The organism is Rhodanobacter sp. sgz306013 (assembly GCF_057031145.1).
In genome coordinates, this window is sequence record NZ_JBXCIJ010000005.1 from 235,721 (window position 1) to 258,926 (window position 23,206).

At 70.3% G+C, this 23,206-nt stretch carries 19 protein-coding genes; 11 read left to right on the forward strand and 8 right to left on the reverse strand.

Going from position 1 to position 23,206, the window contains the following annotated elements; all coding sequences use genetic code 11:
• Positions 1-55: 55 nt before the first annotated feature.
• Positions 56-2,284, reverse strand: a complete 2,229-nt coding sequence (locus AC2EWF_RS17420) for an NADP-dependent isocitrate dehydrogenase (RefSeq protein ID WP_483640656.1) — start codon at positions 2,282-2,284, stop codon at positions 56-58.
• A gap of 198 nt (positions 2,285-2,482) precedes the next feature.
• Here AC2EWF_RS17420 and AC2EWF_RS17425 point away from each other — a divergent pair, with 198 nt between their 5' ends.
• Positions 2,483-4,477, forward strand: a complete 1,995-nt coding sequence (locus AC2EWF_RS17425; RefSeq protein WP_483640657.1) for a bifunctional 2',3'-cyclic-nucleotide 2'-phosphodiesterase/3'-nucleotidase — start codon at positions 2,483-2,485, stop codon at positions 4,475-4,477.
• Positions 4,478-4,572: 95 nt separating this feature from the next.
• Positions 4,573-5,772 (forward strand): MFS transporter, encoded by a 1,200-nt coding sequence (locus AC2EWF_RS17430; protein WP_483640658.1) that lies wholly within the window; start codon positions 4,573-4,575, stop codon positions 5,770-5,772.
• Between the two features lie 49 nt (positions 5,773-5,821).
• Here AC2EWF_RS17430 and AC2EWF_RS17435 read toward each other — a convergent pair whose 3' ends face one another.
• From AC2EWF_RS17435 to AC2EWF_RS17455, 5 genes are all read right to left on the reverse strand, one after another.
• A complete protein-coding gene (locus AC2EWF_RS17435) occupies positions 5,822-6,631 on the reverse strand; it encodes a helix-turn-helix domain-containing protein (RefSeq protein WP_483640659.1) in 810 nt (269 codons plus the stop codon).
• On the reverse strand, positions 6,628-7,491 hold the full coding sequence (locus AC2EWF_RS17440) for an alpha/beta fold hydrolase (RefSeq protein ID WP_483640660.1): 864 nt from the start codon (positions 7,489-7,491) through the stop codon (positions 6,628-6,630). Before AC2EWF_RS17440 ends, AC2EWF_RS17435 begins: the two co-directional genes overlap by 4 nt.
• A 52-nt stretch (positions 7,492-7,543) precedes the next feature.
• Positions 7,544-7,912 carry a nuclear transport factor 2 family protein gene (locus AC2EWF_RS17445; RefSeq protein WP_483640661.1) on the reverse strand — a complete coding sequence of 123 codons (369 nt, stop codon included), beginning with the start codon at positions 7,910-7,912 and terminating at the stop codon, positions 7,544-7,546.
• Between the two features lie 126 nt (positions 7,913-8,038).
• Complete coding sequence (locus AC2EWF_RS17450) at positions 8,039-9,331, reverse strand: c-type cytochrome (RefSeq protein ID WP_483640662.1); 1,293 nt, start codon at positions 9,329-9,331, stop codon at positions 8,039-8,041.
• On the reverse strand, positions 9,328-10,062 hold the full coding sequence (locus AC2EWF_RS17455) for a c-type cytochrome (protein ID WP_483640663.1): 735 nt from the start codon (positions 10,060-10,062) through the stop codon (positions 9,328-9,330). Before AC2EWF_RS17455 ends, AC2EWF_RS17450 begins: the two co-directional genes overlap by 4 nt.
• A 152-nt stretch (positions 10,063-10,214) precedes the next feature.
• On the opposite strand from AC2EWF_RS17455, the gene AC2EWF_RS17460 reads away from it, so the two are divergent.
• The 8 genes from AC2EWF_RS17460 (at position 10,215) to AC2EWF_RS17495 (ending at position 21,062) form a co-directional block, all read left to right on the forward strand.
• Positions 10,215-10,364, forward strand: coding sequence for a hypothetical protein (locus AC2EWF_RS17460; protein WP_483640664.1), 150 nt, complete (start codon positions 10,215-10,217; stop codon positions 10,362-10,364).
• A gap of 89 nt (positions 10,365-10,453) precedes the next feature.
• Positions 10,454-11,605: a homoserine dehydrogenase family protein gene (locus AC2EWF_RS17465; protein ID WP_483640665.1), complete on the forward strand. Its 1,152-nt coding sequence runs from the start codon at positions 10,454-10,456 to the stop codon at positions 11,603-11,605.
• A 26-nt stretch (positions 11,606-11,631) separates the two neighbouring features.
• Complete coding sequence (locus AC2EWF_RS17470) at positions 11,632-12,597, forward strand: homoserine kinase (protein ID WP_483640666.1); 966 nt, start codon at positions 11,632-11,634, stop codon at positions 12,595-12,597.
• Positions 12,590-13,909, forward strand: a complete 1,320-nt coding sequence (gene thrC / locus AC2EWF_RS17475) for a threonine synthase (protein WP_483640667.1) — start codon at positions 12,590-12,592, stop codon at positions 13,907-13,909. Before AC2EWF_RS17470 ends, thrC begins: the two co-directional genes overlap by 8 nt.
• Before the next feature lie 214 nt (positions 13,910-14,123).
• On the forward strand, positions 14,124-15,401 hold the full coding sequence (gene tviB, locus AC2EWF_RS17480; protein ID WP_483640668.1) for a Vi polysaccharide biosynthesis UDP-N-acetylglucosamine C-6 dehydrogenase TviB: 1,278 nt from the start codon (positions 14,124-14,126) through the stop codon (positions 15,399-15,401).
• Positions 15,401-16,453, forward strand: coding sequence for an SDR family oxidoreductase (locus AC2EWF_RS17485; RefSeq protein WP_483640669.1), 1,053 nt, complete (start codon positions 15,401-15,403; stop codon positions 16,451-16,453). Before tviB ends, AC2EWF_RS17485 begins: the two co-directional genes overlap by 1 nt.
• A 360-nt stretch (positions 16,454-16,813) precedes the next feature.
• Positions 16,814-18,187, forward strand: a complete 1,374-nt coding sequence (locus AC2EWF_RS17490) for a TIGR03013 family XrtA/PEP-CTERM system glycosyltransferase (protein ID WP_483640670.1) — start codon at positions 16,814-16,816, stop codon at positions 18,185-18,187.
• A 118-nt stretch (positions 18,188-18,305) separates the two neighbouring features.
• Positions 18,306-21,062, forward strand: a complete 2,757-nt coding sequence (locus tag AC2EWF_RS17495; protein ID WP_483640671.1) for a hypothetical protein — start codon at positions 18,306-18,308, stop codon at positions 21,060-21,062.
• A gap of 38 nt (positions 21,063-21,100) precedes the next feature.
• Here the strand turns inward: AC2EWF_RS17495 and AC2EWF_RS17500 are convergent, their stop codons facing one another.
• Together AC2EWF_RS17500 and AC2EWF_RS17505 are read right to left on the reverse strand one after the other, a co-directional pair.
• Positions 21,101-21,796 carry a hypothetical protein gene (locus tag AC2EWF_RS17500; RefSeq protein ID WP_483640672.1) on the reverse strand — a complete coding sequence of 232 codons (696 nt, stop codon included), beginning with the start codon at positions 21,794-21,796 and terminating at the stop codon, positions 21,101-21,103.
• Between the two features lie 3 nt (positions 21,797-21,799).
• Positions 21,800-22,171, reverse strand: a complete 372-nt coding sequence (locus AC2EWF_RS17505; RefSeq protein ID WP_483640673.1) for a hypothetical protein — start codon at positions 22,169-22,171, stop codon at positions 21,800-21,802.
• Between the two features lie 107 nt (positions 22,172-22,278).
• Here AC2EWF_RS17505 and AC2EWF_RS17510 point away from each other — a divergent pair, with 107 nt between their 5' ends.
• Complete coding sequence (locus AC2EWF_RS17510; RefSeq protein WP_483640674.1) at positions 22,279-23,202, forward strand: cupin-like domain-containing protein; 924 nt, start codon at positions 22,279-22,281, stop codon at positions 23,200-23,202.
• Positions 23,203-23,206: the final 4 nt, after the last annotated feature.

Genomic DNA, 23,206 nt, shown 5'->3' on the forward strand with positions numbered 1-23,206 from the left:
GCGACAAAACAAACGGGGCGCCGCAGCGCCCCGTTTCGCCGGTCGGCGGGATGGCTTACCGCAAACCCGCCAGCGCCGCATTGAACGTGGCGCTGGGCCGCATCGCGGCACTCACCAGGCCCATCTCCGGGTGGTAGTAGCCCTTGATGTCGACCGGCTTGCCCTGCGCCCCGTTGAGTTCGCCGACAATGGTCGCCTCGCCCTCGGCCAGCGCCCTGGCCAGCGGCGCGAACTTCGCCTTCAGCTCCGCGTCCTCGTCCTGCGCGGCCAGCGCCTGCGCCCAGTACAGGGCGAGATAGAAATGGCTGCCGCGGTTGTCGAGTTCGCCGACCTTGCGGGCGGGCGACTTGTTGTTGTCGAGGATCTTGCCGTTGGCCCGATCCAGGGTCTTCGCCAGCACCTTCACCTGCGTCTCGCCGGTCTTGTCGCCCACGAACTCCAGCGAGGCCTGCAGGGCCAGGAATTCGCCCAGCGAATCCCAGCGCAGGTAGTCCTCTTCGAGGAACTGCTGCACGTGCTTGGGCGCGCTGCCGCCGGCACCGGTCTCGAACAGTCCGCCGCCGGCCATCAGCGGCACGATGGAAAGCATCTTGGCGCTGGTACCCAGCTCCATGATCGGGAACAGGTCGGTGAGGTAGTCGCGCAGCACGTTGCCGGTGACCGAGATGGTGTCCTCACCCTTGCGGATGCGCTCCAGCGAGAACCTCGTGGCGGCCACCGGATCGAGGATGCGGATGTCCAGTCCCGCGGTATCGTGGTCCTTGAGGTAGCGCTCCACCTTCTTGATGATCTCGCGGTCGTGCGCGCGCTGCGGATCGAGCCAGAACACGGCGGGCGTGCCGGACAGGCGCGCGCGGCTCACCGCGAGCTTCACCCAGTCCTGCACCGGCGCGTCCTTGGTCTGGCACATGCGCCAGATGTCGCCGGCGTCCACGGCGTGCTGCAGCAGCACCTTGCCGGACTCGTCGGTGACCTTGACCGTGCCGTCGGCGGCGATCTGGAAGGTCTTGTCGTGCGAGCCGTATTCCTCGGCCGCCTGCGCCATCAGGCCCACGTTCGGCACGCTGCCCATCGTCGCCGGGTCGAACGCGCCGTGCGCCTTGCAGTCCTCGATGGTCGCCTGGTAGACGCCGGCGTAGCTGCGGTCGGGGATGATGGCCTTGCAGTCCTGCTGCCTGCCTTCGGCGTCCCACATCTTGCCGGAGTCGCGGATCATCGCCGGCATCGAGGCGTCGATGATCACGTCGCTGGGCACGTGCAGGTTGGTGATGCCCTTGTCGGAATTCACCATCGCGAGCGCAGGGCGCTGCGCGTACTCGGCGGCGATGTCGGCCTTGATCGCCGCCTGCGTGGCGGCGGGCAGCGCGTCGAGGCGCGCGTACAGGTCGCCGATGCCGTTGTTCGGGTTGAAGCCGGCCTGCTTCAGCGCCTCCGCATGCTTCGCCAGCACGCCCTTGTAGAACTCGCCCACCACCACGCCGAACATGATCGGGTCGGACACCTTCATCATGGTGGCCTTGAGGTGCACGGAAAACAGCACGCCCCGCGCCTTGGCGTCGGCGATCTGCGCGTCGACGAAGGCGGCCAGCGCCTTGCGGCTCATCACCGCGGCGTCGATGATCTCGCCGGCCTTCAGCGCGACCTTGTCCTTCAGCAGCTTGCTGCTGCCGTCCCTGCCGAACCACTCGATCTTCACCGTGGTGGCGCCGTCGACGACGGCGGACTGCTCGCTGCCGTAGAAGTCGCCGCTGTCCATGTGCGCCACATGGGTCTGCGAATTCTTGCTCCACGCGCCCATCTTGTGCGGGTGCTTGCGCGCGTAGTTCTTCACGGAAAGCGGCGCGCGGCGGTCGGAGTTGCCCTCGCGCAGCACCGGATTCACCGCGCTGCCCTTCACCTTGTCGTAGCGCGCCCTGGCGTCCTTCTCGGCGTCGCTGTTCGGCTCGTCCGGGTAGTCCGGCAACGCGTAGCCCTGCGCCTGCAGCTCCTTGATCGCGGCCTTGAGCTGCGGCACCGAGGCGCTGATGTTCGGCAGCTTGATGATGTTCGCGTCCGGCGTGGTGGCGAGGCGCCCCAGCTCGGCGAGGTGGTCGCCGATCTTCTGCGCGTCCTTCAGCCGGTCCGGGAACTGCGCCAGGATGCGCCCGGCCAGCGAGATGTCGCGCGTCTCCACCGCGATGCCGACGGTGGCGGCGAATGCCTCCACGATGGGCAGCAGCGACGCCGTGGCGAGGAACGGCGCTTCGTCGGTGAGCGTGTAGATGATCTTCGGCGTGTTGGACATGGTCGGCGGGACTCTCTAGACGGCGATAGGGATGGCGCGAAACCCCGCCATTGTCGCGGTTTCGTCCGCGGCCGGCAAAGCGCGCGCCCCGTCGGCGCGAATCGCGCCGGCACGGCGCCCGTCCGGCGTGGCGCGGCCTGCCCGCCCGTTACATCGATCTGCTAGCGTGCCGGTTCCATGTGCTTATTCGATCCCGTCATGTTCCCTCGCCGCGCCGCCCTAGCCCTGCTCGCCACCGCCCTGACCGCGGGCTGCGCCCATCAGCCTGCGCATGCGCCGGGCCTGCCCGACGGCGCGCACGCCACGGTGGCGATCCTGGAAACCACCGACATCCACTCCAACATCCTCGGCTACGACTACTACAAGCAGAAGGCCGATCCCACGCTGGGCTTCGAGCGCACCGCCACGCTGATCGGCGCGGCGCGCAAGCAGTATCCGAACCACTTCCTGTTCGACAGCGGCGACACCATCCAGGGCACGGTGCTGGCCGACTGGCAGGCGCAGGTGCAGAAGATGCCTTGCGACCATGAGCTGGCGATCTATCGCGCAATGGACGCGGTGGGCTACGACGGCGGCACCGCGGGCAACCACGAGTTCAATTACGGTCTGGGCTGGCTCTCGCAGGTCACCGGCACGCCGATGAACGTCGACGGCGGCGCGCGGCAGCGCTGCGCCGGCCCGCATTTCCCGCTGGTGCTGGCGAACGTGGACAGCGCGCGCGACGGCCGGCCGATCTTCCAGCCCTGGACGATCGTCACCAAGCCCATCGTCGTGCAATTGCCGGACGGCAGGACCGAGAACGTGCCGCTGCGCGTGGCCATCATCGGCTTCACCCCGCCGCCGATCCTGCAGTGGGACAAGCAGAACCTCGCCGGCAAGGTCACGGTGGACGGCGTGGTAGAGGCGGCGAAGAAGTATCTGCCGCAGATCCAGTCGCAGCATCCCGACCTGGTGGTGGCGATCGTGCACGGCGGCCTCGACACGGCGCCCTACACGCCATCGATGGAAAACGCCGGCTGGCACCTCGCCGGCGTGCCCGGCATCGACGTGCTGCTGCTGGGCCACTCGCACACCGAATTCCCCGGCCCGCGCTTCGCGCACATGAAGGACGTGGACGACGTGCGCGGCTTCGTGCGTGGCGTACCCGCGGTGATGGGCGGCTTCTTCGGCAAGGACCTGGGCGTGATCGAACTGGCGCTGGACCGCAAGGACGGCCGCTGGACCGTGGACAAGAGCCGCACCCACAGCGAGGTACGGCCGATCTGCAGCAGGCCCGGCGACGCCGCCAGCTGCGTGGCGCCCGATCCCGCCATCGCACCGCGGGTGGCCCGGGTGCAGGCGGCCACCGTCGCCTACGTCAATACGCCGATCGGCCGCAGCGACGTGCGCATGTCGAGTTACTTCGCCGACGAGGGCGACATGAGCGCGCTCGCCGTGGTCAATGCCGCGCAGCGCGACTACGTGCGCACCGAGCTGCCGCGCCTGCATCCCGAGCTCGCCGGCCTACCGGTGCTCTCCGCCGCCGCCGCGTTCCGCACCGGCTTCGGCGGCCCCGACGACTACACCGACGTGGCGCCCGGCCCGCTCACCCTGCGCAGCGCGGCCGACCTCTACTTCTACCCGAACACGCTGGCCGCGGTGAAGACCGACGGTGCCGGCGTGAAGGCGTGGCTGGAGGAATCCGCCAGGCGCTTCAACCGCATCGATCCGGCGCAGCCCGGTACGCAGGAACTGATCAACACCCGTTTCCCCGGCTTCAACTTCGACCAGATGCAGGGTGGCCTCCGCTACGTCATCGACGTGAGCAAGCCCGAAGGCCGGCGCATCGTGTCGCTGACGCTCGACGGCAAGCCGGTGCGACCTGACCAGCCCTTCATCGTGGTCACCAACAACTACCGCGCCAGCGGCGGCGGCCGCTTCCCCGGGCTCGACGGCAAGAATATCGTGCTGGCCGCGCCCGACGGTACGCGCGAGATCGTTGCACGCTGGCTGCAGCGGCACCGCGAGATCACCGCGCGCGACCTGCCCGCCCGCTCCTGGCGCTTCGCGAAACTGAAGGTCGCCGGTCCGGTGGTGTTCACCAACGCCAGCGGCAAGGCCGGCATCGCCCGCGCGGACGGGCTCGACCACATCCGCGAACTCAAAGACCACGGCGACGGCACCGCGACCTACGCGATCGACTTGTCGCGCTGAGCCCCGCCCATCACCCAGGACCGCCTGCCGATGCACCGCGCCACCCGGCCCCGTCGCACCATCGCGCCGCGCTCATGCCTTCAGGAGCGCCGGGCATGAGCGGCGCGGCTATGCTGCGACGTATCCCGAAGGGCATCTGGGCGCTGGGTTTCGTATCCCTGCTGATGGACGTTTCCTCGGAGATGATCCACGCGCTGCTGCCGGTGTACCTGGTGGGCACGCTGGGCCTCTCGACCCTCGCGGTGGGCCTCATCGAGGGCATCGCCGAATCGACGGCGTCGATCGTGAAAGTGTTCTCCGGCGCGCTGTCGGACTGGCTGGGCCGGCGCAAGCTGCTGGCGGCGATCGGCTACGGGCTGGCGGCGCTGGCCAAGCCGGTGTTTCCGCTGGCGCAGACGGTGGGCTGGATCATGGCGGCGCGCTTCGTGGATCGCGTCGGCAAGGGCATCCGCGGCGCGCCGCGCGATGCGCTGATCGCCGACCTGGCGCCGCCGGGCATGAGCGGCGCGGCGTTCGGGCTGCGCCAGTCGCTGGACACCACCGGTGCCTACCTCGGCCCGCTGCTGGCGATCGTGCTGATGTGGCTGAGCGCGGACGACATTCCCCTGGTGTTCTGGGGCGCCGTGCTGCCGGCCTGCGCTGCGTTCGCCCTGATCGCATTCGGCGTGCGTGACGCGCCACGCGAAGCGGGCGCGCGACAGCCGCGCATGCCGCTCTCGCGCCGCGAACTGGCCCGACTGCCGGCGCTGTACTGGTGGGTGGTCGCGGTAGCCGCGGTGTTCACCCTGGCGCGCTTCAGCGAGGCCTTCCTGGTGCTGCGCGCGCAGGAGCTGAAGCTGGAGCTGGTGTGGATGCCGCTGGTGCTGGTGCTGATGAACGTGGTCTATGCGCTGGCCGCCTATCCGTTCGGCAAGCTTGCCGACCGCCTCGACCGCGGCGTGCTGCTGGCCGTGGGCTTCGGCGTGCTGGTGCTGGCCGACCTGGTGCTGGCGCTGCCCGGCGGCCTGCCCGGCCTCGCCGCCGGCGTGATGCTGTGGGGGCTGCACATGGGCATGACCCAGGGCCTGTTGGCCGCGCTGGTGGCCGACGCGGCGCCGAGCTCGCTGCGCGGCACCGCGTTCGGCATGTTCAACCTGGTATGCGGGGTCACCCTGTTGCTGGCCAGCGTACTGGCGGGCGAGCTGTGGCAACGCATCGGCGCGCAGGCCACCTTCCTCGGCGGCGCCGCGCTCGCGGCGCTGGCGCTGATCGGCCTGCTGGCGCTGCTGCGGCTGCGGCACGCCGCGAGGCGCTGAGCGACGCCGCCACCGCAGGAACGCCTCCCGCGCGGCGGCGGTCGCGGACTCAGGCGCGGTCTGCTGCCGCCATGCTTCGCAGCCGGTCCGCCGTCGCCGCATCGGCGGGCACGAAGGCCTCCAGCGCCAGCTCGGCCAGGGTGATGTCGACCGGCGTGCCGAACACGGTGGTGGTGCTCAGCAGGGAAAGGACCTGGCCATCGACCTCCAGTTGCATGGGTACGGCAATGGACGCCCGCGGGTCGGTTTCGCCCGCGTCACCCGGCGCCGGCAGCGCCTGCAGTTCGCGCAGCAGCGCGATGAGGCCGGGGTCGTGGCTGGCGTCGATCTGCTGGCGCAGGCGATGCAACAGGTGCGCGCGCCACTGGTCGAGGTTGCGGATGCGCGGCGCGAGCCCGCCGGGATGCAGGCCGAGGCGCAGCACATTGACCGGCGGCTCCAGCAGCGCGGGGGCCACGCCGCCAAGCAGGCGCATGGTGGCGCGGTTGCTGGCGACAAGTTGCCAGTAGCGGTCGACCGCCAGGGCGGGGAAAGGCTCCAGTCCCTGCAGCAGCAGGTCTATGGTGCTGCGCGCGGCGGCGAGCGCGGGGTCGTCCAGCGCGCGCTGGCGGAAGGCGGGCGCGAAACCCGCGGCGGCGAGCAGGGCATTGCGCTCGCGCAGCGGCACATCGAGGTATTCGACAAGGCGCAGGATCATGTCGCGGCTGGGTTGGGCACGACCGGACTCGACGAAGCTCAGGTGCCGCGTGGAAAGCTCGGCGCCGTTGGCGAGTTCGAGCTGCGAGAGGCGCCGATGGCGGCGCCACTCGCGCAGCAGGTCGCCGACGGGGCGGCCGGCATCGATGGGTTGGGCGTTCATGCGGCGATGATGCCAGCGCCGGACGCCCCGGAGGCGCGGGACCCGGCATCGGTCTCGCGCAGGAAGGCGTGGATGTCGGCCATCAGCCGCTCGCGATGCGTGTGGTAGAAGCCGTGCGGGGCGCCGTCGTACTCCAGGAAGCGGCCGTCCGGCACCATCGTCGCGACGGCACGGCCCTGCTGCACCGGCTCGCTGGCGTCGCGGTTGCCGTGGATCACCAGCAGCGGCACCGGCAGCATGCGCAGGTCCTCCCGCAGGTCCACGCGCTTGGCGCGGAAGCATTCCACCAGCGCCTGCAGCGAAGCGTCGCAGATCGCGTCGATGGTGTACTGCATGTATTCCGGCGTGGTGCCGGTTTCGGCGGGCAGGAAGAAGTCGTTCGCGTTGTCGGTCAGCCAGTACGGCAGGTCGTGGCGAATCGCGGCAAGTACGGCGGCGGTGGTGGGCTCGTCCATGCTCCACGGTTCGCGGCTGCCCTCGGCGTAGCTGGGTGCGGTCGGTGCAAGGAAGACCGCGCGGGCGACGCGCCCCCGGCCGTGCCGCGCCAGGCAGCGCGTGGCTTCGCCGCTGGCCATCGAGTGCGTCACCACGCTGACGTCGCGCAGGTCCAGGTGTTCGAGCAGCTCGGCCACGTCGTCGGCGAGCCGGTCCAGCCGATAGCCGTGGCCGGGATCGTCCGAACGACCGTGGCCGCGCCGGTCCAGCGCGACGCAGCGATAGCCAAGCTCCTGGAAATGCAGCATGTACGGGCCCCAGGCGCGCGAATCCAGCGCCCAGGAGGCGACGAACACGATGGGCTGGCCGCGACCGCAGTCGCGGTAGAACAGCCGCGTACCGTCGGTGGTAGTGAAGTGGCTCATGGCGTACTCCGGCAAAAGGGGGGGGGGTGGAGACGGATGCGATGCGCCCGGCTCAGGCCGCCTGCGGCACCTTGTCGAGGAAGCCGCTGATGCGGCGCATGCGGCCTGCGTCCAGCTCGACCACGTCGAAGCCGATCACCAGCGGTTCGTCGGCGCCGTGGGCACCCAGCTGCCACTGGAAGCGGGCGATGTCGTGGTGCGCGTCCACCGTGCCGGCCAGGGCGAAACGATGGCCGGGGAACATGCCCTGCACCGCGGCGATGGTGGCGTCGATGCCTTCCCAGCCGCGCACCTGCGCCAGCGGGTCGGTGTAGGCGACGTGCTCGTCGCAGACGCGCTCGATCAGGGCGCGGCGGCGCAGTGGATCGGTCTCGTTCCAGCTGCGGATGTAGTTCTCGATCAGCTCGCGGGTGGCGCTCATTGGCTGTGCTCCGTGGTGGGTATGGGCACAGCTTGCGGCGGCCACCGCAGCGAGGCGATTACCTGGCAGGTAATCGAAAAGGGGGCGGGCTGTGCGACGGGGTCGCCGCGCAACCGGCACGACGCCTCAATCCACCGGCGTGTGGCGCAGGCGACCGACTTCGGCGGGCCGCACCGCGCTGGCGCGGTTCGACCAGGACTGGCGGATGTAGCTGACCACCGCGGCCACCTCGTCGTCGCTCAATTGCTGGGCGAACGGGGGCATCGAATACGGCCGCGGGTTGCCGGCAGTGGCCGGCGCGAAACCGCCCAGCAGCACGCCGCGCACCGCATTGGTGGCGGTGGGCCCGGTCACTGAGCTGTTGCCGTCCAGCGGCGGGTAGATGCCGGGCACACCTTCGCCCTGCCTGCCGTGGCAGGCGGCGCACTGCCGCACGTAGAGCTCGCCACCCTGCGCGTGGCTGGCGGCCTGCGCGAATGCACCGGGCGCGGGTGCAGGCGCGCGAACGGGCAGCGCCTGTAGGTAGGCCGCCACCGCCTGCAGGTCGGCATCGCTCATGTGCTGGGTGCTGTTGCGCACCACGTCGGCCATGGGACCGAATGCGGCACCCCTGGCCGACTGGCCGGTCTTCAGGAGGTCCACGATGTCCTGGCTGCTCCAGCCCGCCAGGCCGCCGCCCGGTTGCGTGCCGAGATCAGGCGCATACCAGTCCTGCGCCGGAATGGTGCCGCCCGCGAGGCGGCGATTCCGGTCCATGCCGCCCCAGGCATTGCGCGGGGTGTGGCACTCGTTGCAGTGGCCCAGGCCCTGCACGAGATAGGCGCCGCGGTTCCACTCCGGCGACCGGGCCGGGTCGGGCCGGTACACGCCCGGCTCGAAGTACAGCGCACGCCACGCCAGCAGGCTGCTGCGCACGCTGTAGGGAAAGGCCAGCGCCGGCTCGCGGTCGGGCTGGTGCACCGGCGGCAGCGATTTCAGCCAGGCAAAGATCGCCAGCGCATCGTCGCGGGTGACCTTGGTGAACGAGGTGTAGGAGAACACCGGATACAGGGGTTCGCCGCGGCGGCCCCTGCCCTCGTGCAGCGCGCGCCAGAAGTCCTCGAAGTTCCACCGGCCGATGCCGGTCTCCGGATCGGGCGTGATGTTGGGTGCGGGCAGGTCGCCGAACGGGGTGGCCAGCATGCGGCCACCGGCATAGCGCCGGCCTCCGCGCTCGGTGTGGCAGGCGGCGCAGTCACCCACCGCGGCGAGGTATTCGCCACGCGCGATCAACGCGGGGTCGCGCAGTCTCGCCGCCTCGGCCTCGCGTTGCGCGATCTGCACCTGCTGTACGCGCCCGGGCACGAACAGCCACCAGCCGAGCAGCACCATCCCGGGCAGCACGAAGACCAGGACGCCGCGCAGCCATCTGCGTGTCATGGGTTCACTCCGCCATTGCCAAGCACGCACCAGCCCGGCAGCGGCTCGCGCTGCGCACCGGCCGGCGCGGGATGCACGCCGGCCGGCGGCGGCTGGCTGGCCAGCCATGCGGCCACCGCGACGACATCGCCGCCGGTCATGCGATTGGCCACCATGACCATGCAGCCGGGGCCCTCGGCGACGCGCCGGCGCGTGCGCCACGCATCGAGCTGGGCGTCGATGTAGGCGTAGGACAGGCCCGCCAGGCCCGGCATCATCGGCTGCACGCCGGTCAGCGCGTCGCCGTGGCAGCTCTCGCAGGGCGGCACGCCCCGGCCGGGATCGCCGTGGCGTACCAGTTGCTCGCCGCGCCGCATTGCGGCGGCGGAAACCGCCGGCGCCGCCTGCCTGCGATACGGCACCTGCAGGGCCGCGAAGTATTCGGCAATCTCGCGCAGGTAGTCCGGATCCAGCTCGCGCACCACGTATTCCATCGCCGCGTGGTGGCGCCGGCCGCCCTGGAAGGATTCGAGTTGCTGCAGCAGGTAGCCGGCCGGCTGGCCCGCCAGGCGCGGTGCGTTCGCGCTGCCGGGCAGTCCTTCGCCATGGGCGCCATGGCAGCTGGCGCAGGCCGCCACGCGCTGCTGCATGGGGTCCCGAACATCCGCCGCAGCGGCTGCCGCACCGGCGCCGGACACAAGCAACGCGACGCCGGCGCGGAACAGCCAGCGCGAGGGGGAAGAGGAATTCATCGCCGCGATTGTAGTGACGCGGGTCCGCGCCGGACGGCTGAAGCGGGCCATCGCGACAACCTGCCGCGGCCATCCGCCGCCGTCTTCAGCGGCGAGACAGTTGCAAATGCATCTGTTGACTGCAGTGCAGCATCGGACTTAGTGTCGATGCCATGTCGCTGCATTCCGCCCTCGCCCGCATGCACTTCGCCCCGGCTTCGGCCGGCCGCATGCCGTCGCGCGCGGGCGACATCACCAGCATCATTACCACCACGATTACCACCGGTACCACGCGTCCCGGGCGGAGCATCGTGCGTAACTGAGTTTTCCCACGCAACGGCCCGCCCTCGACGAGGCGGGCCGGCACGCGCCGACACGCCAGCAGGGACGGGCCTCCAACGGAGAGGCCGTCGTGATTACCTGTGCACCCGAGCAAGTCCCGCTGCATCCCCTGCCGCCGCTGGCGATGCCGCGCACCGGCACCACCGGCCGGCGCACGCTGGCGGTGGGCGTGATCGGCCCCGGCCGGGTCGGCGGTGCATTGCTGGAGCAGTTGCGCGCGGCACGGCCTCGCCTGGCGCGTGACCACGCCCTGGAGCTGAGACTCTGCGGCGTGGTGGCCAGCAAGCGCATGTGGCTGGACTGCGACGACGCCGAACTCAACGGCCGCCATGGCGGCGCGCAGACCTGGCGGCCGAACGACCTCGACGCGTTCGCAGCCCATGTGCGCGGCGACGGCGACCGCCACGCGCTGCTGATCGACTGTAGCGCCAGCGAGGCGGTAACCGCGCACTACCCCGGATGGCTGGCTGCAGGCTTGCACGTGGTGACGCCGAACAAGCTGGCCGGCAGCGGTCCGCTGGAGCGCTGGCGGGCGATCCGCGCGGCCTGCGCCGGCGGTGCGCGCTTCCGCTACGAGGCCACCGTCTGCGCCGGCCTGCCGGTGCTGCAGACCCTGCGCGACCTGCTCGACACCGGCGACGAACTGCTTGGCATCGAGGGCATGTTCTCCGGCACGCTGGCGTGGCTGTGCAACCGTCACGACGGCCGCCAGCCGTTTTCCGCGTTGCTGCGCGAGGCGCATGCGCTCGGCTATACCGAGCCCGATCCTCGCGCGGACCTGTCCGGCCTCGATGTGGCGCGCAAGCTGGTGATCCTGGCCCGCGAGGCCGGCTGGCCGCTGTCGCTGGACCAGGTGGACGTGGAGAGCCTGGTGCCGCCCGGGCTGGCCACGCTGGCACCGGAGGAGTTCATGGAGCGGCTGGACGAACTCGACGCGCCGCTGGCCGCGAAACTCGCCGCCGCACGCGCCGAAGGCGGCGTGCTGCGCCATGTCGCCAGCCTCGACCACCGCGGCAACGCCAGCGTGCGTCTCGCGGCGTTGCCGGCCACGCATGCCTTCGCGCACAGCCGGCTCACCGACAACGTGGTGCAGTTCACCACCCGCCGCTACTGCGATAATCCGCTGCAGGTGCAAGGCCCCGGCGCTGGGCCGGAAGTCACCGCGGCCGGCGTGTTCGCCGACCTGCTGCGCATCGCCGAGTCGCTGGGGGTGCAGGCATGAACGCCCTAGCCCCGCTGCAGGAACCCATGAGCGTACGATCGCACCGCCCAGCCCACGCCGCCGCCTTCGCGCCCGCCTGCGTGGGCAACGTCGGCGTAGGGTTCGACATCCTCGGCCACAGCATGGCCGGTGCCGGCGACCGCGCGGAGGTGCGCCGCATCGACGAACCGGTCGTGCGCATCGCGGCGATCCACGGCGTGATCCGCGAGCTGCCACTCGACGCGGCCGCGAACACCGCCGGCGCCGCCCTGCTTGCCCTGCGCAAGGCGCTGGGCCTGCAGCACGGTTTCGAACTCGTGCTGCACAAGGGCATCGCGCTGGGCTCGGGCATGGCCGGTTCCGCGGCCTCCTGCGTGGCCGCCCTGGTGGCCGCGAACGCGCTGCTGGAACGGCCGCTGCCGCGCGAGGCGCTGTATGGCTTCGCGATGGACGGCGAGTCGGTGGCCAGCGGCGGCCGCCACGGCGACAACGTGGGGCCGCAACTGCTCGGCGGACTCGCACTGGCCACCCACGAGCGCGTGCTGCGCATCCCGGTGCCTGCCGACTGGCACTGCGCCCTGGTCCATCCGCATTACGTGCTCGAGACGCGCAAGTCCCGCGCCGCGCTGGCCGGAGCCTACGAGCTGCGCGAGTTCGTGGCGCAGAGCGCGAACCTGTCGCTGCTGCTTGCCGGCTGTTTCCGCGGCGATGCCGCGCTGGTGCGCGAAGGCCTCAAAGACGTGCTGGTGGAGCCCCGGCGTGCAGCGCTGGTGCCGAATTTCGCGCGCGTGAAGCAGGCGGCGCTCGATCATCGCGCGCTGGGAGCAAGCATTTCCGGAGGCGGCCCCAGCGTGTTCGGCTGGTTCGAGGGCCGCGCGGAGGCCGCGGCGGCTTCCGTCGCGATGCAGGCGGCGTTTGCCGAGGCTGGCCTGGACAGCGATGCCTACGTCGCACCGATCGACGGACCTGCCGCCGAGTTGCTCGACGACGCGGCGAAGGCCGGCCATGAGTGAGCGCTTGCGGTACCCGAGCACCCGCGGCCGCGCGCCGGCCGCCACCCTGAGTGCGGCTATCGCCACCGGCCTCGCACCCGATGGCGGCCTGTACGTGCCGGAGCGGCTGCCCACCCTGGCTGCCGCCGACTTCGACCCGGCTGGCACGCTGGCGGATACCGCCGCCACCTTGCTCGCCCCGTTCTTCGCGGGCGATCCGCTGGCTTCCGAGCTTTCCGCGATCTGTGCCGAGGCGCTGGATTTCCCCGTGCCGCTGCGCCCGCTACGGTCCCGCAGCGCCCAGGTGCTGGAGCTGTTCCACGGCCCCACCGCAGCATTCAAGGACGTGGGCGCGCGTTTTCTCGCCGCCTGCCTGCGCCGGCTGCCGCGGGCGGACGCACGGCCGCTGACCATCCTCGTCGCCACCTCGGGCGACACCGGTGCGGCGGTGGGTGCGGCGTTCCATCGCCAGCCGAACGTGCGCGTGGTGATTCTGTATCCGGATGGCCTGGTCTCGCCGCGGCAAGCGCATCAGCTCGGCTGCTTCGGCGGCAACGTGCAGGCGCTGCGCGTGGCCGGCCGCTTCGACGACTGCCAGCGCATGGTGAAGGCCGCGCTCAACAACGCGGAACTGCAGCGCGACGTGCCGCTCAGTTCCGCCAACAGCATCAGCCTCGGCCGCCTGCTGCCGCAGATGAGCTATTACGCGCACGCCGCGCTGGGCTTCTGGCACGCGCATGGCGCGCCACTGAACTTCATCGTGCCCACGGGCAACCTCGGCAATGCGCTGGCCTGCCTGTGGGTGCGCGCGCTGGGCCTGCCGGTGGGCGAGCTGCGGCTGGCCTGCAATGCCAACGCCACCCTGCCCGAATTCTTCTCGGGCCGCGACTACGCGCCGCGCGAGGCGGTGGCCACGCTGGCCAACGCGATGGACGTGGGGGCGCCCAGCAACTTCGAGCGCCTGCGCTGGAGTTTCGGCGACGACGACCGGGCGCTGCGCCATGCCCTGCATGCGCAGGGCGTTGACGACGCCGGCATCCGTCACACGCTTGCCGCGCACGCGCGCGAGCATGGCGAAGTGTTCTGCCCGCACACGGCGACCGCCGTGCATGTGCTCGACCGCCTGCGCGAAAGCGGGGACGCGCAGGCGTGGGCCGTGGTCGCCACCGCGCACCCGGCGAAGTTCGAGCAGGTGGTCGAGCCGGTGCTCGGGCATGCCGTCGACGTGCCGCCCGCGCTGGCGGACATGCTGCAGCGCTCGGCCAGCGCCGAACCGCTGGCGGCGACGGATGCGGCGCTGGAGCACTGGCTGCGCGGGCGGCTGCCGGCCTGAACGCAGCCACGACGGCGACCGTGCGCGCTATGCGACAGGACGGAGCAGCCGCTACGATAGGTCGAGCGGGAGCGCCAGCGTCAACTTTCGAGCGCACGATCCCGCACCTGCGGCCCGCGGATCCGTCCGCGACCGCGGCGGCGCGACCGCCGCCATCCGTAGCGGCCGCCCCGAGGCAGCCGCGTGCCAGCCAGCAGATCCCAAGGACGCCCGCATGCGGAATCCGGAAGACAGCAAGATCGCCATCATCGGCCTGGGCTACGTCGGCCTGCCGCTGGCGGTGGAATTCGGCAAGCACCACGACACGCTCGGCTTCGACATCAACCGGACGCGCATCGAAGAATTGCGCGCCGGCGAGGACCGGACGCTGGAAGTGGATGCCGACGAACTGGCCGCCGCGAAGCGGCTGAGGTTCTCCGCCACGCCGGACGAGCTGCGCACGTGCGACGTCTACATCGTCACCGTGCCCACGCCGATCGATGCCGCCAAGCGGCCCGACCTCACCCCGCTGGTGAAGGCCAGCCAGATGCTGGGCAAGGTGCTCAAGCGCGGCGACATCGTGGTGTACGAGTCCACGGTCTACCCCGGCTGCACCGAAGAGGTCTGCGTGCCGCTGCTGGAACAGGGCTCCGGCCTGGTGTTCAACCGCGACTTCTACGCCGGCTACAGCCCCGAGCGGATCAATCCCGGCGACAAGCAGCACCGCGTCACCGGCATCCTCAAGGTCACCTCCGGCTCCACGCCCGAGGTTGCCGATTTCGTCAACCGCCTGTATGGCTCGATCATCACCGCCGGCACGCACCAGGCCAGCTCGATCAAGGTGGCCGAGGCGGCCAAGGTGATCGAGAACACCCAGCGCGACCTCAACATCGCCCTGGTCAACGACCTCGCCATCCTGTTCAACAAGCTCGGCATCGACACCCTGGAGGTGCTGCAGGCCGCCGGCACCAAGTGGAACTTCCTGCCGTTCCGCCCCGGCCTGGTCGGTGGCCACTGCATCAGCGTGGACCCCTACTACCTCACCCACAAGGCGCAGGAAGTGGGCCACCACCCCGACGTGATCCTCGCCGGCCGGCGCACCAACGACGGCATGGGCCCGTACATCGCCGGCGAGGTGATCCGGCTGATGGTGCGCAAGGGCATCAACCCGGTGAACGCCCGCGTGCTGCTGCTGGGCCTGGCGTTCAAGGAGAACTGCCCGGACCTGCGCAACACCCGCGTGGTCGACATCGTGCACGCGCTGCGCGGTTACAACGCACAGGTCGACGTGCACGACCCGTGGGTGGATGCCGCCGAGGCCGAGCACGAATACGGCCTCGCCCCGCTGGCCGAGCCGGCCACCGGCGCCTACGACGCGGTGATCGTGGCCGTCGGCCACCGCCAGTTCGTCGCGCTGGGCGCCGCGGGCGTGCGCGCCTACGGCAAACCGCAATCCGTCGTCTACGACGTGAAATACGTGCTGCCCCGCGAGGCAGTGGACGGGAGGCTGTGATGGCGATGCTCGACACCCTGCTGCCGGCCGACCTGCAGGCACGCGTGCGCGCCGAATCGGGCACCTGGCTGGTCACCGGCGCCGCCGGCTTCATCGGCTCCAACCTGGTCGAGGCGCTGCTGGGCCTGGGCCAGCACGTGGTGGGCCTGGACAACTTCGCCACCGGCCACCGGCGCAACCTCGACGAGGTTGAGCAACTGGTCGGCTCCGCGGCCTGGTCCCGCTTCCGCTTCATCGAGGGCGACATCCGCGAGATCGCCGACTGCCGCACCGCCTGCGCCGGCGTGCGCCACGTGCTGCACCAGGCCGCGCTGGGCTCGGTGCCACGCTCGATCGAGGATCCGCTGGCCACCCATGCGGCCAACGCCACAGGCTTCATCAACATGCTGGTGGCCGCGCGCGACGCCGGCGTGGCCAGCTTCACCTACGCCGCCTCCAGCTCCACCTACGGCGACGAACCCAGCCTGCCCAAGGTCGAGGACCGCATCGGCCGCGCGCTGTCGCCCTATGCGGCGACCAAGCTGTTCGACGAAATCTACGCCGAGGTGTTCGCGCGCTGTTACGGCTTCAAGTCGATCGGCCTGCGCTACTTCAACGTGTTCGGTCGCCGGCAGGATCCGGAAGGCGCCTACGCCGCGGTGATCCCGCAATGGATTGCCACCATGATCCGCGGCGACAACGTGTTCATCAACGGCGACGGCGAGACCACGCGCGACTTCTGCCACGTGGCCAACGCGGTGCAGGCGAACCTGCTCGCCGCGCTGGCCTCGGACGGGGACCGCGACCTGATCTACAACGTGGCGGTAGGGCAGCGCACCAGCCTCAACCAGCTGTTCGAGGGACTGGTGCAGCAGCTTGCGGCCGAGCGGGTGCGCTACGATCACCCCCCCGTCCACCGCGAGTTCCGCGCGGGCGACGTGCGCCATTCGCTGGCCGACATCAGCCGCGCCGCCACGCGGCTGGGCTACGCGCCCACCCACACCCTGGTCCAGGGCCTAGGTGAGGCGATGCCGTGGTACCTGGGCTTCATCGCGCAGCAGCCCACTCCGTGAGCCTGTGCCCGCCCGGCACCCCGCCGGGACGGGCCCGTCACCGCCGCCGCCTGCGAGCCCAACTCGCCGCAGCTGAGCCGCTCCCAACCCCCTCGAAGCCGGCGGCCGGGCATTCGCCGTGCGCGCCCGTCGGGGATCCGTCCATGCGGCGACCGCGATCCGGGAGCGCGCCCGCGGCAGGGGATTCCGGGTTGGCGGGCGACCCACCGGTGACGATGTTTCATTTTGTGATTCATTTCGCAAAATGTGTCTTGCGTAACAGTCATGTAAATGTTATGGACAGCGGCTCGCCGCGTTGCTAATCTTCCACCCCCGCCGGCACCGGATGCCGGGGAAGGGGGTAGAGGGATGTTGCGGTTCATGCACCGACAGTCCACGCGCTGGCTGCTTCTGCTGGCCGTGGCCGAAATGCTTTTGCTTTGCGCGTCGCTCAGCGCCGCCATCTGGCTGCGCTTCGGCAGCATCGACGAGCTGAGCCACCTGCCTGCGCGTTCGTTGATGTTCGCGTGGGTGCTGATGCTGGGCCTTGCGGCGATGGGCCAGTATCAGGCGCACATGCGCGCGACCTGGTTCGGCCTGCTGGCGCGCCAGGCGGTCGGCTTCGCGCTTGGCGGCTTGGGCCTGGTCGTGGCCTATTACGTGCTGCCGAAGGCCTATGTCGGCCGTGGCGTGCTGGGCATCGCGCTGGCGCTCGGCTTCGTGGCGGTCACCGCGTTCCGCGCGGCGTTCCTTCAGCTGGTCGAAGTGGAAGCGTTCAAGCGGCGCATCCTGGTCCTCGGCGGCGGCACCCGCGCTTCGCAGATCCACAACCGCATGCGTCGCCGCTCCGACCGGCGCGGCTTCGTCGTGGTCGGTTTCGTGCCCCGGCCGGGCGAGGCCGTCGACGTGCCCGCGGAATTGCTGGTCACGCCCGATGCGCCGCTGGACGTCTGGGCCGAACGCCACGGCATCGACGAGATCGTGGTCGGCGTCGACGACCGTCGCGGCAGCCTGATGATGGACGAGCTGCTCGAGTGCCGGCAGCTGGGCATCGAGGTAACCGACCTCACCACCTTCTTCGAGCGCGAGTCCGGCCGCGTGCAGCTGTCGCTGACCTACCCCTCCTGGCTGGTCTACTCGGGCGGCTTCTACGCCTCTCCCATGCGCCGGCTCAGCAAGCGCTGCTTCGACCTCGCCGCGGCGCTGCTGGTGCTGGCGCTGACCTGGCCGCTGATGCTGCTCACGGCACTGGCGATCCGCCTCGAATCCGGCCCGGGCCAGCCCATCCTGTACCGGCAGGAACGCGTAGGCGTGCGCGGCCGCACCTTCTGGCTGATCAAGTTCCGCAGCATGCGCACGGATGCCGAACGCGACGGCGTGGCGCGCTGGGCGGCCAAGGACGACCACCGCGTGACCCGCGTCGGCCGCTTCATCCGCAAGGTGCGGCTGGACGAGCTGCCGCAGTTGTGGAACGTGCTGAAGGGCGAGATGAGCTTCATCGGCCCGCGGCCCGAGCGGCCGCAATTCGTCGCCGACCTGGCGCAGAAGATCCACTACTACAACCTGCGCCACTGCCTCAAACCCGGCCTGGCCGGGTGGGCGCAGCTGCGCTACGCCTACGGTGCGTCGGAGGACGACGCCGCCGAGAAGCTCAAATACGACCTCTACTACGTCAAGAACAACAACCTGCTGTTCGACCTGCTGATACTGATCCAGACGGTCGAGGTGGTGTTGTTCCGTCGAGGCGCGCGCTGACCGGGAGCTTCCGCCGGGGGCGGCCTGGCGGGCCCATCTGATCCGAGGATTCGCCATGCCGAGCCGAAGCTTGCCGGGTCATCCGGATACTTCCGTCCCGCTCGGGCGGGAACCCGCCATGCCCCGCCGCTGGCGTTGGCGTTGGCGCGCGATGCTGGCCGCAGTCGCCGCCCTGCTGGCAGCCGTGGTGATGGCGCAGGCGATCGTGCGCACCCGCAACCAACGCACCGCGCTGCCGCCGGAGGGCCCCATCTCGGCGCCAGCCGCGGTGCGGGCAGCGGAACCGGACGCCATCCCCGCCCCCGCACCGGCTCGCGTCGCAGCGGCGGCCGTGCAATCCGCGCCTGTCGTGCCGGTGATGCGGGCGGCGCCAGCCGCGCTGGATGCCGCAGCCACCGTGCAACTACCCTCGGAGCGCCTGGCGTGGATGCACCAGGTGCTGCCTTGCGAGGCCGGCGCCGCTCCCTGCAAGCCCTCGCACGTGCTGGCCCTGGTGGACACCAGGACGACGACGCACGGCGCGCCTGCACCCGCCGCCTTCGCGGTGCGGGCGCTGGCCACCGTGACGCTGGCGCCGCATCCGCGCCTGATCCTGGACGCCACCACGCTCGCGGCGCTGCGTCAGCGGGCCACCTCCTCCAACCCGCAATGGACGGCGCTGAAGGCCAAGTGCGACTCCTACATCGGCGGCACGGTCGAATACCCCTCGGGCAACGCCTATCCGAACCTGCCCAATATCGGCCAGGGCTACCAGGGCAGCGACTATGTTCCCGCGCTGCTGGCCGAGGGCATGTGCTACCAGGTGCTCAAGACCAGCAATGCCTCGGCGGCCGCCGGCTACGGCGCCAAGGCCGTGGACATCCTGATGAAGATGTCCGCCCCCGGCAGCCAGGGCCAGCCGCCCTGCACCGACAGCGGCTATGGCATCCGCTTCTACGGGGTGGGCATGGGCTTGGGCTATGACTGGGTCTACGACTTGCTGACGGCGGCGCAACGCACGCAGGTCTACACTACCGCGAATGCCTGGATCACCGCCTGGGAAGCGCCGAACGGTTGCGCGGATTTCGAGTACGCGCACCCGCAGAGCAATTACTACGCGGGCTATTTCCACGCCAAGGCCGCCATCGCGCTGGCCACCTACGACGAGAATCCCTCGGGGCCGGCGGAGTGGGACGACTGGCTGAACAACCAGTTCGCCAAGCGCGTGCAACCGTACTACCAGCAGCACATGCTGGGCGGCGGCTGGCCGGAGGGCTACGCCAACTACGCGCCGCTGGGCATCCTCAACATGACCTTGCCCCTGCGCGAGGTGAAGACCGCCACCGGCCAGGATCTGGTGCACGCCAGTGCGCCGTACAGCTATCCGACGGACAGCGCCGAGTACGCGATGCACTTCACCTGGCCCTCGCGCGCCTATTTCGATGACCGCGACACCAACCACTCGAACTCCGACAGCCAGCCTCCGGGCACGACCCAGGTAGGCCTGTTCCAGCAGCTGCTCGGCGCACTCGACTACTGGGGCTCGCCGCACACCGCGATCTTCCGCCAGTACCTCGCCGACGTGGACGCAGCCACCAGCGGCTATGGCTACGCGGACGAATGGCTGCGCTTCCTGTCGCTGGATCCGGCCGGCACCACGGCGCCGGTGAGCGGCTTGCCGCTGTCCTATTTCGCGCCGGGCCTGGACGCGGTCGCGGCGCGCTCGGACTGGGGCAACAGCGCCGCCTGGATGTCTTTCCGCGCCGCGCCCTATGCCAACAACCCCGGGCAGGGCGAGGAATACTTCGACCAGGGCAGCCTGGCCCTGGTGCGTGGCGGCACGCCACTGCTGCTCAACGCCAGCGGCTGGCTGGTGCACAACCCCAACGGCACCGCCGACGAGAACCTGGTCTATACCGACAACTTCGGCAGCTTCAGCAGCGGCAACGCGTACTCGGGCAACCGCCAGATCTACAACATCTTCTACGTGCGCAACCTCAGCAACGGCGCACCGGCAGAGCAGTACGGACAGTTCGCCAGCACCACCGAAAGCAACCAGGCCACCACCAAGATGGCCGCGTTCGAGGACGGCAGCAGCTACGTCTACATGCTGGCGACCGGCCTGCAGGACATGTACCGCAGCTTTGCCGCCGGCCCGGCCGTGACCAACTGGTCGCGCGAGATCGTGTACGTGCGGCCCGACCGCTTCGTGGTCTACGACCGCACCACGGCGGGCAGTGCCAGCTACGACCAGTACCTGGCCTGGCATTTCCCGGCCAACCCGACCGCCAGCACGAACTCCAGCGGCGGCAATCGCCTGGATGTCACTTACGGCGGCAGCTACGCCGGCGCGATGACCACCGTGCTGCCGCAGAAGGCCACGCTGTCCACCCTGGCGATGTACCCGTCCAGCAACCCGACCAAGGCCTGGCAGGTACAGGTGCGCTCGCCGGTCGCAGGCGCCAGCCAGCAGTGGCTTACCGTGTTCGACCTGTCCACCGCGTCATCCTCGGTGGCCAGCGCGAAACCGGTGGCCGTCGTCCAGGGCGGCATCCTCGGCGTGCAGCTGGCGGCGCCCGACGGCAACGCGGTGGTGGTCAGCAGCACCGGCGCAGCAGGCACGCCGCTGAGCGGCACGATCGGCTACACCGTCGACAACCTCGCCGCGCTGCACGTGATCACCGACCTGGCTCCCTCGGCCGGCTACACCGTGACCGTCGCGACCAGCGGCAACCAGCAGACCATCACGGTGACCCAGGGCGGATCCTTCGTAAGCAGCGTGCACGGGGTGCTCAGCTTCACGGTGAACGGCGGCAGCGTGCAGCAGCCGACGCTGCGGCCGCCACCGGTGTCCGACCTTCCGGTATCCGGCTACCCCAGGCCGTATACGGGATGAGTGCAGCGGTGGAGATGCCGGCAGTGCGCAAGCGCCCTTCAGCCATCCTGTTCGATGTCGGTGATGTGCAGGCCGATGCCGACATCACCGTCGTGGCCCGCTTCCGTGCCGTGCACGAAGAACGGTCGCTGCCCGCGCGTGACGAAACCCTCGGCGCGCCACGCATCGAGCACCGGCTGCGCGGCGGTCAGGCGCAGCTGGATAGCGTCGTAACCGGCTTCGTAACCCATCCGGCACAGTTCGCGGATCGCACGGCGATCGGCCGCGCGCACGCCACCCGCGAACCAGGCGTCGGTCACGGTCATGAGCCCGGCCGCATGCGCATTGGTCTCGCAGGCAAACCAGGCCAGCAGCGGCGCGCCCGGTGCCGGAGAGACCAGCAGGAAGCGGCGGCGTACCGCGGGCAACCCGAGGAAACGCCATTCGAACATCCGCGTGCTGCGCAGGGTGCACAGGCCCTGGCCATGTTCGGACTGCTCCCACAGCGTCTGCATGCGCGGATCGACGGCATCCGACCAGGCCACGTGGAAGGCGGCGCGGCGCCCCCGCAGGGGCAGATGCCGACCCGGGGCGAGCGCGCCGTCCAGCAGCACGCCGCCGGCGTGCCCGAGCGGTCCCGGCAGCACGCGTGCCATGTAGCGTCGGTAGTGCGGCACCCGCACGTGCCGGAACAGTTGCGCGGGCACCGTGAAATCCACGCGGCTGCAGATCGCGCCGCCGCTGGAGTTGGTCATGGCTTAGCCGAACGCGAAATGCTCCCGGCAGCTTGCGATCATGGCTCGGGCCAGCCGCATCGCAGGCTTGAGCGAGCGGTGCGCAGGCAGCACCACGAAATGGCTGGAGACGCCAACCAGCAGCTCGCGCCCCTGCCACAGCATGGGCCGCGGTCCGACGCCGACCGTGCCCACGATCTCGCCGCTGGCACGATGGCGCAGCAAATGCAGCCGCGGTCGCCCGAACGGGCAGCCCAGGTAGAACACGTCGTACATCCGATCCAGCTGGTCCTGCCAGCCGATCTGGCCACGCCAGAGGCCGATCACGGTGTTGCGATCCCGTTCGAGGTGGCCCTCGACCGTCTCGTAGCGATCGTCGAAGACGGTGTCGGACATCCCCATCGGTGCAGCCCCCTTGCTTCCGCGCCGGCATTCTGCGCAACACCCGCCCTTCGCACAAGGCGAGATCGCCACGTCGACATGCACCGGGCGAGGGAACGTCCATGAGCCCGCAAACCGGCCTGCTGCAGATCGATTGGGATGCGTTCGATCCCTGGGCGGTCACTCCGGTGCGCCATCGACTGATGCAGCATCCGCTGCTGCAGATGGACGCGCTGGTGGAACTGGGCGCACGCCTCGATGCCCGCGGCTGCGTGCGCACGCACAGCAATGACGCCACCGCGGGTACGCCGTTCAACAACGCCCCGCGGATGCATCCCAATCGGACAGGCACGGTCGCCACCCTGGCCGGCATCGCCGAGGCGAAGGCCTGGATGTCGCTGCTGAACGTGCAGACCGACCCGCTTTACCGCACCCTCGTCGACGAAGTGCTGGACAGCATCGCCCCCGGCATCGCACGCCGCGACCCGGGCATGTGCTACCGAGGCGGCTGGATCTTCGTCACCTCGCCGCGCACGGTCACGCCATACCACTTCGACAAGGAACACAACTTCATCCTGCAGGTCCACGGCCGCAAGACACTGTACGTGTGGGACCCGCGCGACACCGTGGCCGCCAGCGAACAGGCGCGCGACCTGTTCCACGCCACCCACAGCCGCGATCGGCTGCGCTGGGACGAGTCGCTGCGTGCGCGGGCACGGGTGTTCCACCTCGAACCCGGCGACGGCGCCTACATGCCCTCCACCAGCCCGCACATGGTGGAGAACGGCGACGGGCCATCGGTGACGATCAGCTGCACCTACTACACCGACGCCACGCGCCGCGACGCGCTGCTGCACCGGGCGCACGAGCGGCTGCGCGCGTGGGGCGTGGAGCCGCCGCCGGTCGGCCACAACCGCTGGCTGGATGCCGGCCTGCTGGCCGGTTTCCGTGCCGCTGCCCTGCTGCGCCGTTGCCGCGCGCGCGTCGCCGGCGTTCCATTGCCGCAACCGGACCGCGGGCCGTACGCGCTCGCCCGTTCGTCGTGACCGC